Source organism: Priestia sp. MDV22-iso46 (assembly GCF_058629175.1).
This window is the reverse complement of the sequence record NZ_JBZVWT010000001.1, coordinates 1,591,368-1,603,660: the sequence shown is the minus strand read 5'-3', so window position 1 is coordinate 1,603,660 and position 12,293 is coordinate 1,591,368. Positions and strand designations below refer to the sequence as shown.

The 12,293-nt window shown below is 38.7% G+C and carries 10 protein-coding genes; 7 read left to right on the top strand and 3 right to left on the bottom strand.

What is annotated here, in order from left to right; genetic code table 11:
* Nucleotides 1–51: 51 nt before the first annotated feature.
* Nucleotides 52–507 carry a pyridoxamine 5'-phosphate oxidase family protein gene (locus AC4NPH_RS08245; protein WP_013056070.1) on the top strand — a complete coding sequence of 152 codons (456 nt, stop codon included), beginning with the start codon at nucleotides 52–54 and terminating at the stop codon, nucleotides 505–507.
* 26 nt (nucleotides 508–533) lie between these two features.
* On the opposite strand, the gene AC4NPH_RS08240 is transcribed toward AC4NPH_RS08245, so the two are convergent.
* Nucleotides 534–1,133: a YhcN/YlaJ family sporulation lipoprotein gene (locus AC4NPH_RS08240; protein ID WP_013056071.1), complete on the bottom strand. Its 600-nt coding sequence runs from the start codon at nucleotides 1,131–1,133 to the stop codon at nucleotides 534–536.
* Between the two features lie 216 nt (nucleotides 1,134–1,349).
* Here AC4NPH_RS08240 and AC4NPH_RS08235 point away from each other — a divergent pair, with 216 nt between their 5' ends.
* On the top strand, nucleotides 1,350–2,678 hold the full coding sequence (locus AC4NPH_RS08235; RefSeq protein WP_013056072.1) for a PhoH family protein: 1,329 nt from the start codon (nucleotides 1,350–1,352) through the stop codon (nucleotides 2,676–2,678).
* Between the two features lie 37 nt (nucleotides 2,679–2,715).
* Here AC4NPH_RS08235 and AC4NPH_RS08230 read toward each other — a convergent pair whose 3' ends face one another.
* A complete protein-coding gene (locus AC4NPH_RS08230; RefSeq protein ID WP_013056073.1) occupies nucleotides 2,716–3,216 on the bottom strand; it encodes a hypothetical protein in 501 nt (166 codons plus the stop codon).
* A 281-nt stretch (nucleotides 3,217–3,497) separates the two neighbouring features.
* Here AC4NPH_RS08230 and AC4NPH_RS08225 point away from each other — a divergent pair, with 281 nt between their 5' ends.
* The 3 genes from AC4NPH_RS08225 (at nucleotide 3,498) to pyc (ending at nucleotide 8,681) form a co-directional block, all read left to right on the top strand.
* The gene (locus tag AC4NPH_RS08225; RefSeq protein WP_370506486.1) at nucleotides 3,498–3,764 is read left to right on the top strand and encodes an Fpa/YlaN family protein; all 267 of its coding nucleotides are present in this window, start codon (nucleotides 3,498–3,500) and stop codon (nucleotides 3,762–3,764) included.
* A gap of 143 nt (nucleotides 3,765–3,907) precedes the next feature.
* On the top strand, nucleotides 3,908–5,098 hold the full coding sequence (locus AC4NPH_RS08220; protein ID WP_013056075.1) for an FtsW/RodA/SpoVE family cell cycle protein: 1,191 nt from the start codon (nucleotides 3,908–3,910) through the stop codon (nucleotides 5,096–5,098).
* 133 nt (nucleotides 5,099–5,231) lie between these two features.
* The gene (gene pyc / locus AC4NPH_RS08215) at nucleotides 5,232–8,681 is read left to right on the top strand and encodes a pyruvate carboxylase (protein ID WP_013056076.1); all 3,450 of its coding nucleotides are present in this window, start codon (nucleotides 5,232–5,234) and stop codon (nucleotides 8,679–8,681) included.
* Between the two features lie 39 nt (nucleotides 8,682–8,720).
* Here pyc and AC4NPH_RS08210 read toward each other — a convergent pair whose 3' ends face one another.
* The gene (locus AC4NPH_RS08210) at nucleotides 8,721–9,623 is read right to left on the bottom strand and encodes a COX15/CtaA family protein (protein ID WP_081252123.1); all 903 of its coding nucleotides are present in this window, start codon (nucleotides 9,621–9,623) and stop codon (nucleotides 8,721–8,723) included.
* A 504-nt stretch (nucleotides 9,624–10,127) separates the two neighbouring features.
* Between AC4NPH_RS08210 and cyoE the strand changes: the two genes are divergently transcribed.
* Together cyoE and coxB are read left to right on the top strand one after the other, a co-directional pair.
* A complete protein-coding gene (gene cyoE, locus AC4NPH_RS08205) occupies nucleotides 10,128–11,066 on the top strand; it encodes a heme o synthase (protein WP_013056078.1) in 939 nt (312 codons plus the stop codon).
* Nucleotides 11,067–11,203: 137 nt separating this feature from the next.
* The gene (coxB, locus tag AC4NPH_RS08200; RefSeq protein WP_491938686.1) at nucleotides 11,204–12,259 is read left to right on the top strand and encodes a cytochrome c oxidase subunit II; all 1,056 of its coding nucleotides are present in this window, start codon (nucleotides 11,204–11,206) and stop codon (nucleotides 12,257–12,259) included.
* Nucleotides 12,260–12,293 lie beyond the last annotated feature (34 nt).

Genomic DNA, 12,293 nt, shown 5'->3' with positions numbered 1-12,293 from the left:
TTAGCTCGAAGATAGTAACTAGTAAGTACATAAACAGTAGGAGGGATGAAAATGGCCAACGAAGTCGAGACTCAATTAGTAGATGCATTATACGATGAGCTACAGACAGAGAGATTTGCAACCATTTCAACTATTGATTTTGAAACAAACGGTCCAAATGTTAGTGCCATTTCGTGGTTAGTAGCTCCGACTAAACAAAAAATTCGATTTGCCGTAGATGTCAAATCGAGGATTGTAGAAAACATTAAACATACGAATAAAGCAGTGGTAAATATTCTTGCTAATGAATCATGCTACTCAATCAGCGGAATAGCTGAGGTAGCGCAAGAAAAGTTAGAAGGAGTAGCTTTAAAGCTGGCGCTAATTGAACTAGATATTAATGAAGTAAGGGATGTCATGTTCTATGGTTCTAAGATTTCAGTAAACCCTTCATATGAAAAGACCTATGATCCAGTAGCAGCTGCTAAACTCGATAAGCAAGTAATTGAAGCGATAAAAAAAGCTTAGCAGCAGCCTGCCGCTAAGCGACTTTCTTATTCATTTTTTTGAAGATGATTATTAGATTGTTTTTCCTGCTCATTCTTTAAATTTTGCTCTTGTTTATTATTTAATTTTTGATTGTTTGTATCTGTTGAGCTAGGATTTCGGCGAATTTCTTCTGCAAATTCAGGCATCACTCGGTTTACAATGGCTGCCAATTCATCTAAAAATCCTGTAACCGGCCGACCTTTGCGAATTTCATTTCCAATTTGTTTTAGCCGAGCGACCGTATCAGGATCTGCAATAACAACAGAATTTGCGCCGTACGGATCAGCTTTCAGACCTTCGGCAACTGTATATTTGATTGAACTTACCTCTGAACGATCAATATCTTTGCCGACGTCAATGCCTACGATTGCATACTTACCAAGCACAATGGCAGTAGCATCATTTACATTCGGAACGCTTGAAGCCAGTTCAACTAAATGAGCTGATATTTCATTAGCAGTACGCTTGTGAGAGCGTTCAGGAGATGAATTTTTGACCTGTACAATTCGATCTGTTTTTTGTCCTTCTTCAACGTCTGCTTGGTTATTGTTACAGCCGGTTAGTGTAATAAAACATAAGCTAATGGATAGAAAAAATTTGTTCATGTGGGAGACTCCTCCTTATGAATGACTCATTTTTTGTAGTAATTTGTATTTAGTTTCTAATAGTTCTTCTATCTTTATACACGTGTTCATATATTTAAAGAAAATGGTCCGTCCATTTAAGGTCACTTCACACATGTGCGTTACATAGTATATAAATGGATGGGTGCCTTGTTTCACTCCTTACAGGAAAAACAATCGGAGTAGGAGGCTGAATTATTGGGAAAAATTTATGTATTAGATACGAATGTTTTATTACAAGATCCGCATTCAATTTTTTCATTTGATGATAACGAAGTAGTGATTCCGGCCGTTGTGCTAGAAGAAGTTGATTCGAAAAAAAGAAATATGGATGAAGTCGGACGAAATGCAAGGCAGGTATCCAAACTTATTGATAACTTGAGACAACATGGAAAGTTATATGAGAAAATCCCTTTAGAAAATGGGGGCCATTTGCGAATTGAACTCAATCATCGCTCTTTTCAACAGCTTCAAGAAATCTTTGTGGAAAAAACAAATGATAATCGAATTTTAGCTGTTGCTAAAAATCTATCTCTTGAAGAGGAAACAAAAGAAGATGGACGTGAAGTGATACTAGTGAGTAAAGATGTGTTGGTACGTGTGAAGGCTGACGCAATCGGCTTAAGAGCAGAAGATTTTTTAAGTGATAGAGTAGTGGAATTCAATAGTATTTATACAGGCTTTTCGGAAGTCTATATTGCAAAAGAACTGCTGAGTCAATTTTACGAAAAAGGAGAGCTGCTAACGTCTCAAATTGCGAACCACTCCTTTTTTGCAAATCAATTCTTAGTGATGAAAGATGCATTTGGGGGATCCGGATCAGCCATCGGCATTGTCGATCAGACAACAACGAAAGTAAAAAAGCTTTTATTTGAATATGATCATATCTGGGGAATCAAACCTCGAAATGTTCAGCAAATTATGGCTTTAGAACTTCTTCTTAGAGACGACGTTCAACTGGTCACGTTAATTGGAAAGGCAGGTACGGGTAAAACGCTGCTTGCTTTAGCTTCAGGACTTATGCAGACGGAAGATCTAGGATGTTTTAAAAAGCTACTTGTAGCTCGTCCAATTGTTCCTTTAGGGAAAGATATTGGATTCTTGCCAGGAGAAAAGCAGGAGAAGCTTCGTCCATGGATGCAACCAATTTATGATAACCTAGAGTACTTATTCAACACTAAAAAGCCTGGAGAACTGGATGCGATTCTAGCGGGGCTCAGTTCAATAGAAGTGGAAGCCTTGACGTATATAAGAGGCCGAAGCATTCCGGAACAGTTCATTATTATTGATGAAGCGCAAAATTTAACGAAGCATGAAATTAAAACAATTTTAACAAGGGTAGGGGAAAAGAGTAAAATTGTCCTTATGGGAGATCCGGCTCAAATTGATCATCCTTATTTAGATGAGTATAACAACGGATTAACGTACGTAGTTGAAAAGTTTAAAGAGCAAAAAGTATCGGGCCACGTTCGGTTAATCAAAGGAGAGCGCTCCGGGCTAGCACAATTAGCAGCTGATATTCTTTAAAAGAAGCGGGGTTCCTTTTGGAACCCCGCTTCTTTTATTATGTAACGATGATTTCTTCCACATATTTAATAGGGTTATTTCGGTTAGATCCGTCAGGTAAATAGACATAGATAGGCCCATCTTCTCTAAGAGGCTTTCCATCTTGGCTGAAACCAAAGATTAGTTTTTGAGCTTCTTCTAATGAAAAAGAAATCAGCGCGTCTTTTGTTTTAAATGAAACGTTGGTAGCTTCTTCAGTAGGTGAAGCGTTTGCTAGAAAAGGTGCAAATAAAATACCAAATGTTCCATTTACTAGCTCCTGTTTTTTGAATTTTTTTTCGGTTTTTAACGTAGGAGGAAAGACGGCTCCCTCTTGAATTTCACGGTCCCAATGCTTCGAAACAGCCTTTGTGTACGCTTCTGTCTCGTCTTTTTGCTCCGGTGGATGTTCAAAGAAAACGTCCATATCGAGCTTGCGGTCATCGAAAATCCACACGCTTGGGTCGAGTGTCAGCGTATATTTTACTTTTCCTTTTAACATAATAATTGAATTCATCATAAATGCCCCCTTGCTAAAAGTATAAGCGCTTTCTACTTATTTGTCACTTTGATGAAAAAATTTAGTTGAGAGTGATTCTCGTATGATATAATGTAAAGGTCAACGAAAGTGCGAAATTTCCTACATCTATGGTAACGGTTTTGAGAAAGTAACAGTATAAAAAAGACGGCCAGCCTCACGGACATGTTTATCCTTGCTTTTTTGGAGCATAGCCTTTAAAATTAAGAGATAGATTAGGTAATCGCTCGCGAACGGAGGGATTGAGTTTGACGCCTGAGACAATGATAGATCATCGTGAAAAAGCGTATGCGTTGTTAAAAGCTGATGCAGATAAGATTTTGCAATTAATTCAAGTTCAAATGGATAACTTAACAATGCCACAATGTCCTCTTTATGAAGAGGTTTTAGATACACAAATGTTTGGTTTATCAAGAGAAATTGATTTTGCAGTTCGTCTTGGTTTAATTGATGAACGTGTTGGAAAAACATTGCTAGACCGCCTCGAGCGTGAACTTTCTGCACTGCATGAAGCGTTTACAAAAAAATAAAAATCACGCGATCGAAACTCAAACTATATACAAACGTAGTTTGAGTTTTTTATTACAGGTGGTTGGAATTTCCTAATTTACTTAAATTTGTACATAAAAGATGAAACGAAACAGAAACACGTCATTTTTAAAGGAAGAGGGTTATGGTAAAAAAAATATTTAGGCATTTTGACTATTCAATTGTAATTCCAGTGCTGCTTCTTTGTGCGGTTGGACTAGTTATGGTTTACAGTTCAAGTATGATTGTAAGTATTACAAGATATCATACGTCAAGTGATTTCTTTTACAACAGACAAAAAATGTGGCTTGCTTTTACGCTTGTATTGTTCATTTTAACAATGCTAACACCTTACAAGCTGTATCCTAAAATACTGCCTTATGCGATTCTGGGCATTTTTGTACTGCTTTTGCTTGTGTTTGTAATGGGGCATACGAGTAACAATGCGCAAAGTTGGCTGCAGCTTGGCGGGGCAAACATGCAGCCGGCTGAGTATGCCAAGCTTGTTGTCATTTTATACTTATCGTATGTTTTGTCTAAAAGGCAAGAGTATATTGACAACATCAAAAAAGCTTTTTTTGGACCTATGGGTCTTGTATTTCTAATATTAGGCTTTGTAGCGATTCAGCCTGACCTTGGAACGGGATCAATTATTTTTGCTATTGCCGTTACCATTATGCTATGTTCGGGAATCTCTAAAAAAACCTTTTTCCGCATGCTAGCACTAGGTATCATTTTACTTACGGTAATTATTACGATTGGTTTTTTTACAGGGCAGTTTACTACCAATCGAATTGGCCGTTTTACCGGTGCATCAGATCCGTTTGCCAATGCTCAAGGAACCGGTTATCAGCTGGTTAATTCATATTTAGCAATAGGTACAGGAGGCTTAAAAGGCCTTGGTTTAGGAGAAAGTGTACAAAAGTATGGTTATCTTCCGGAGCCCCATACCGATTTCATTATGGCTATTATTGCAGAAGAATTAGGGTTCTTTGGAGTTATGCTCGTGCTGGGCCTTTTAGGCTTCTTAATTTTCAGGATTTTAATGTTGGCTAAAAAATCTCAGGATCCGTTTGCTAGCATGATTTGTATTGGAGTAGCCAGTATGATAGGTATTCAGACAGGCATTAACCTTGGAGGGCTTACGGGACTCATTCCGATTACCGGCGTCACGCTTCCGTTTATCAGTTACGGAGGGTCTTCGCTGCTAACGCTGATGGTATCTATGGGAATTATTGTAAATATTTCGTTTTTCGTAAATTATCAAAATAAAAAACAGAAAAATACGGAAAATATTGTGCTACATCCGAACAATACATCAACAACAAGCGATTGATTTTCGTGAAAAAAATGTGTAAAAAAAGCAAAAATTTATTGGGATTTTATCATTTTCCATTGATTTTTGCTTTTCTTTTATCTAATTTTGCTATATATTGAAGTTTATACGAAATTGAGAGGAGATTAGCAACATGAGTTTTGTAACTAAAAAAATCAAAAAAGTATTAGTAGCAAACCGAGGAGAAATTGCAATTCGTGTATTTCGAGCATGTACTGAACTGAATATTCGGACTGTTGCGATTTATTCTAAGGAAGATGCAGGCTCTTATCACCGTTACAAAGCGGATGAAGCCTATTTAGTAGGAGCGGAGAAAAAACCGATTGATGCTTATTTAGATATAGAAGGCATCATCGACATTGCTAAGTCTCATGATGTAGATGCTATTCACCCTGGCTATGGTTTTTTGTCAGAAAATATCCAATTTGCGAAACGTTGCGAAGAAGAAGGCATTATTTTTATTGGCCCAAAATCCAAGCATCTTGATATGTTTGGCGATAAAGTAAAAGCACGTCATCAGGCTATTCAAGCAGATATTCCCGTTATTCCTGGTACGGATGGTCCTATTGATTCAATTGACGAAGCAAAAGAATTTGCTAATCAGCATGGATATCCTCTAATGATCAAAGCGGCTTTAGGCGGAGGCGGTCGAGGCATGCGTATCGTTCGCGATGCAGACAGCCTGAATGAATCTTATGACCGTGCCAAATCAGAAGCAAAAGCGGCTTTTGGTAATGATGAAGTGTATGTCGAGAAATTAGTTGAAAATCCAAAACATATTGAAGTGCAAATTTTAGGTGATGAACAAGGAAATGTTGTGCATCTTTATGAACGCGACTGTTCTGTGCAGCGTCGTCACCAAAAAGTAGTAGAAGTAGCACCAAGTGTTTCTATAGATGAAGGCTTACGTCTCCGCATTTGTGAAGCAGCTGTGCAGCTGATGGAAAAAGTGCAGTACATAAATGCTGGTACAGTAGAATTTTTAGTATCAGGAAACGATTTTTATTTTATTGAAGTAAATCCACGTGTTCAAGTAGAGCACACAATTACTGAAATGATTACAGGTATTGATATCGTTCAATCGCAAATTTTAATTGCAGACGGTTACGCGCTTCACAGCAAGGAAGTGTCCATTCCTGCACAAGATCAAATTCACGTACATGGATATGCGATTCAATCTCGTGTAACGACAGAAGATCCGTTAAACAATTTTATGCCGGATACGGGTAAGATTATGGCTTATCGTTCTGGTGGCGGTTTTGGCGTACGTTTAGATACGGGAAACAGCTTCCAAGGTGCTGTAATTACGCCTTATTATGATTCACTGTTAGTAAAAGTAACAACATGGGCATTAACATTCGATCAAGCCGCATCAAAAATGGTACGGAACTTAAAAGAATTTCGTATTCGTGGAATTAAAACAAATATTCCGTTTCTTGAAAATGTAGTGAAGCATGATAAGTTCTTAACAGGTGCTTATGATACATCATTTATTGACACAACGCCTGAACTTTTTGTTTTCCCGAAGCGAAAAGACCGCGGAACTAAAATGCTTACATACATTGGGAATGTTACGGTAAACGGATTCCCAGGTGTATCGGAAAAGAAAAAGCCGATCTTTACGAAACCGCGCGTTCCTAGTGTGGATATAAGCAAACCAATTCAAAACGGAACAAAGCAGATTTTAGATGAAAAAGGTGCAGAAGGTTTAGTAAATTGGGTGAAAGAACGCAAGGAAGTGCTATTAACGGATACAACCTTCCGTGATGGCCATCAGTCTCTTTTAGCAACGCGTATCCGTACAAACGACTTAAAACAAGTAGCTAACCCAACTGCACGCTTGCTTCCAGATTTATTTTCTATGGAAATGTGGGGGGGAGCAACGTTTGATGTCGCTTATCGATTCTTAAAAGAAGATCCGTGGGATCGCTTGCTTACTTTACGTCAACAAGCGCCAAACGTTCTTTTCCAAATGCTTCTTCGCGCGTCAAATGCGGTTGGATATAAAAACTATCCTGATAATGTAATTAAAGAATTTGTTGAAAAATCAGCTTATGCAGGTATTGATGTTTTCCGTATCTTTGACAGCTTAAACTGGGTGCAAGGAATGACTCTTGCAATTGACTCCGTTCGTCAAACAGGAAAGATTGCAGAAGCAGCGATGTGTTATACAGGTGATATTTTAGATCCGACGCGCCGTAAGTATGATTTGGATTACTACAAGAACTTAGCAAAAGAGCTTGAGCAGTCTGGAGCACATATCCTGGGCATTAAAGATATGGCGGGTCTTTTAAAACCACAGGCAGCTTATGATTTAGTATCGGCTCTAAAAGAAACGGTTGATATTCCAATCCACCTTCATACGCATGATACAAGCGGAAACGGTGTATACACGTATGCAAAAGCAATTGAAGCAGGTGTAGACATTGTAGACGTAGCCGTAAGCTCAATGGCAGGCTTAACGTCTCAGCCAAGTGCTAACTCTCTTTATTACGCATTAGAAGGTGCGGACCGCAGACCAAATCTGGATATTAAAAATCTAGAACAGCTTTCTTACTATTGGGAAGACGTGCGAAAATATTACCAAGACTTCGAAAGCGGCATGAACGCTCCTCATACGGAAGTGTACGAGCATGAAATGCCAGGGGGTCAATATAGCAACTTACAGCAACAAGCAAAAGCAGTTGGTTTAGGAAACCGCTGGGATGAAGTAAAAGATATGTATTCACGCGTGAATTTGTTATTTGGTGATATTGTAAAAGTTACGCCATCATCAAAAGTAGTTGGAGATATGGCATTGTTTATGGTTCAAAACAACTTGACAGAAGAAACGCTGTTTGAGCGCGGTGAAACGCTTGACTTCCCGGATTCAGTTATTGAATTGTTTGAAGGGTATTTAGGGCAGCCTCACGGGGGATTCCCTAAAGAGCTTCAGCGCATCATTCTAAAAGGCAGAAAACCTATTACAGTTCGTCCTGGAGAATTGTTAGAAGATGTGGACTTCGATGCAGTGAAAGAAAAGCTGTTTAAAGACTTAAATCGTCAAGTAACGAGTTTTGATGCCATTGCTTATGCGCTGTATCCAAAAGTATTTATGGATTACCACAAAGCAGTCGAACAATACGGGGACATTTCTGTTCTTGATACACCGACTTTCCTATACGGCATGCGTTTAGGAGAAGAGGTTGAAATTGAGATTGAAAAAGGAAAAACCTTAATTGTCCGCCTTGTATCCATTGGAGAACCGCAGGCAGACGGTACGCGAGCGGTATACTTTGAATTGAACGGTCAGCCTCGTGAAGTCGTGATTAAAGACGAAAGTGTCAAAACAACCGTTACGGCAAAACAAAAAGCCGACCAAGGAAATCCGGCCCACATCGGCGCTTCAATGCCTGGAACCGTTATTCGAGTAGTAGTAGAAAAAGGCGATAAAGTCTCAAAAGGTGATCACTTAATGATCACAGAAGCAATGAAAATGGAAACAACCGTGCAAGCACCATTTGACGGCGTGATTAAACAAGTACACGTGTCGAGTGGAGATGGCATCCAGCCGGGAGATCTGTTAATTGAATTAGAAAGCTAATTAAAAAAGGTACGAGCTCTGAGCTCGTACCTTTTTTGATCAATTATGTGTATGACGCGTTGCAAGTAAGGTTAAGTAGCTTAATACACCGAATAGGAAAGAGATAATTAAAGAATGAGCAAGCGCGAGCTCTAGCTGCAAACGTGTGACAACAACAAGCATACCGGAAACCGCCTGAAAAATAACTAGAATGAGAGCAGTTAACCATCCGTAAAAAATATTTTTTTGATGGCGATAATATTTAACTGCATGGATAAAGGCAACTAAAATCCATACAAACGTTAAAACAGCAGCGAATCGATGTCCCATTTGAATCCACTGATTCAAATCAACAGGTAGCCAACCGTTTCCGTTTGAACAAAATGGAACGTCTGGACAAGCCAAGCTAGCTTCTTTATGGCGAACAAGCGCGCCCGTGTACACAACAGCATATGTGTACAAGATAACCCCGTAAATGTGTTTTTTCATTTTAGAGCCTAGCTGTATATTAGTTGCGTCGAGCTTTTGATCCACTTCAAAGATAATAAGTGTTAACAGCAGCACAGAAGCAAACGAAATAAGGGAAATACCAAAATGAAGAGCAAGAACTGCATCTGATTGCCCCCACATAACGGCAGCAGCCCCAATTAATGCTTGCAGTACTAGGAAGAAAAAAGAGATAAATGCTAAAGGTCTAACTTCTTTTATATGTCCTAGTGAAATCCATGCCCATACGCATAAAGCGAGCACAAGAAAGCCCGACACGCCAGAAACTAAACGGTGGCTTAGTTCAACAACGGTTTCAAATGTTAAAGGGTCAGGAATGAGCTGTCCATTACACAGAGGCCAAGAATCTCCGCACCCGTCTGCTGAACCAGTTTTCGTGACAAGGGCACCGCCAAGTAGAATAAGTAACATGGCCATGCTCGTCACAACGGATAAAAATTTTAATCCAAGTCGCACAATAATCACCATCCTAAAAGCAAAGTAAGTAATATAACGAGCTAAACAATTTATCCTAATCTTTTTGTATATTAAACATAAATTTCATTTATTCTCCATAAACTTGATTGAATTTGTTATAATGGTAGAAAGTGTAAGGTTTATTCATGAGTTTGACTCTGCAGATATGTAAAAGGTACCGTACAGAAAACTATTTTACTTGCACAAATATCTTTTAACAAGTGACAGGGACATGCATTTAGCTCATGTCAAAAAAAATCCATATTTTTTTCATGAATTCTTCACAAAGTAGCGGCAAAATATGGTTTAATAAACATGAGAAATAGATATTTCTCTACTATTTTATCGTTTACATGTGAAGCTTTTAAGTAGCTTTGGTGAGAGGAATATGACTTCTTTGTGAACAAAGAGGAGATTTTTGTAAAAATATGTTGAAAACGCCTTCATTTATAGACTCTTTATTTACTAGATAAAAGTCTGTGGATGAGTAAAGGAGGACGCGCCATGGAAGATTCAAAAATGGTGGAAGATTCAACGCTTTCTGCATCGCCTAACACAGCTCATGTAAGCGAAAATAGCTCCATTTGGTCAGATTTTTTAGCTGCGATTAAAATTGGAATAGTCAATTCAAATTTCATCACCACCTTTACTGGTTTTTGGCTAGCTCTTTTCTTCAACGAACAACACTTCTTAGAAAACCTGGATAAAGCATTTTTTACTTTAATAGGTTCTTCACTTATCATCGCCGGTTCATGCAGTTTGAACAATTACATAGATCGTGACATTGACCCTCTAATGGAACGAACAAAGGGACGACCTACAGTGACAGGAAGTTTTACACCTTTGACGGTCCTTGGGATTGGAATCGGTTTTACGTTAACCGGCTTGCTTATGCTACTAGTTGTTTCTTCCGTAGCCGCTCTCATTGGATTAGCAGGAATACTTACATATGTAGTTCTTTACACCATGTGGTCCAAAAGACTATACACAATTAATACAGTAATCGGAAGTATATCAGGCGCTGTCCCGCCTTTAATTGGATGGGCCGCTATCGATCCCAATTTACATGTAGTGGCTTGGGTGTTATTTTTAATCATGTTTATTTGGCAGCCGCCTCATTTTCTAGCTCTTGCTATGCGAAGATGTGAAGAATACCGGGCAGCGGGAATCCCTATGTTGCCTGTTGTACACGGTTTTGAGCTTACAAAACGACAGATTCTCGTTTGGATTGCTTGTTTGTTGCCATTACCTCTTTATTTATACGAATTAGGCACTCCATTTCTAATTTTGGCCACTGTTTTAAACATAGGATGGCTATTTTTAGGATTTGCTCAATACAATAAACAAGAAGACACAAAGTGGGCTAGCATGATGTTTGTCTACTCACTAAACTATTTAACTATTTTATTTGTCTCAATGATTGTCGCAACGCTTTTTGCCTAGATAAAATCTTTCACTGAATGCGACACTGCACAAGGGGGATTTCTTCTACATGTAGAATTCATTATAGAAGGAATAAGTTTTATGCTCAAGAGGGCATAGATGAAATCACGTCAATGAAAGAGAGGTTGGGGAATGGTATGAAAAAATGGCGATTGAACTTTCGTGTTTTGTCGTTATTTACGCTGCTTGCATTCGTGTTATCGGCCTGTGGAAAACCGTTTTTGTCAACACTTAAGCCTGCAGGTGAGGTAGCTGAAGAACAATATTCGCTTATGCTGCTTAGTACAGCCATCATGGTTTTAGTTATTATTGTTGTCACCATTATCTTTATATTTGTTATTCTGCGCTTTCGTCGTCGCAAAGGCGAAGAAAATGTGATTCCAAAGCAAGTAGAGGGGAGCAGAAAGTTAGAAATTATATGGACAGTGATTCCTATCTTGCTGCTGATTATTTTGACTGTTCCAACGGTCATCTCAACATTTAAGCTAGCGGATGTAAAAGGAATGAAGGACAAAGATGCTGTCGTAGTAAATGTGCGCGCTAACTTGTACTGGTGGGAATTTGAGTATCCTAATCAAAAAATTATTACATCGCAAGATCTAGTTGTGCCAACGGATAAAAAAGTCTACTTTAACATTAAAGCTTCTGACGTCAAGCACTCATTCTGGATTCCTTCAGTTGGAGGAAAGCTCGATGCTAACACAGAAAATGATAATAAATTCTGGCTAGTGTTTGATTCTAAAAAATCGAAGGAAGCTAATGGGGTATTCTACGGAAAATGTGCTGAGCTTTGCGGTCCATCTCATTCTCTTATGGACTTTAAAGTACGGGCTGTATCAAGCGGTGAATTTGATACGTGGGCAAAAGATTTGAAAAAGGCAAAGCCTGATGTAGAAACAGCATCCGCAAAAGCTGGTCAAAAGGTCTTTAATGAAAGCTGTATCGGATGTCATGCTGTTGACGTCAAAGACAATCGTCCAGAGCAAGCTCGTCAAGCACCAAACTTAGCCGGTTTTTCTGAACGTGAGCGTGTAGCTGGGGTGCTTCCTCACAACAAGGAAAATATCAAAAAATGGTTAAAAGACCCTGAAAAAGTTAAGCCGGGTAATAAGATGAGTGGTACATATCCTGACTTAACAGATGAACAAGTGAATGAGCTAGCAGACTATTTAATGAGTTTAAAAGAAAAATAAACGTCCAGTCGTTTTTAAAAGGGGAGGTTTAGCG

Bases quoted from the DNA above. Each gene is read 5' to 3' on its own strand.
- AC4NPH_RS08245 (WP_013056070.1), top strand. From the start codon at position 52: ATGGCCAACGAAGTCGAGACTCAATTAGTAGATGCATTATACGATGAG.
- AC4NPH_RS08240 (WP_013056071.1), bottom strand. From the start codon at position 1,133: ATGAACAAATTTTTTCTATCCATTAGCTTATGTTTTATTACACTAACC.
- AC4NPH_RS08230 (WP_013056073.1), bottom strand. From the start codon at position 3,216: ATGATGAATTCAATTATTATGTTAAAAGGAAAAGTAAAATATACGCTG.
- AC4NPH_RS08225 (WP_370506486.1), top strand. From the start codon at position 3,498: ATGATAGATCATCGTGAAAAAGCGTATGCGTTGTTAAAAGCTGATGCA.
- AC4NPH_RS08220 (WP_013056075.1), top strand. From the start codon at position 3,908: ATGGTAAAAAAAATATTTAGGCATTTTGACTATTCAATTGTAATTCCA.
- pyc (WP_013056076.1), top strand. From the start codon at position 5,232: ATGAGTTTTGTAACTAAAAAAATCAAAAAAGTATTAGTAGCAAACCGA.
- cyoE (WP_013056078.1), top strand. From the start codon at position 10,128: ATGGAAGATTCAAAAATGGTGGAAGATTCAACGCTTTCTGCATCGCCT.
- coxB (WP_491938686.1), top strand. From the start codon at position 11,204: ATGAAAAAATGGCGATTGAACTTTCGTGTTTTGTCGTTATTTACGCTG.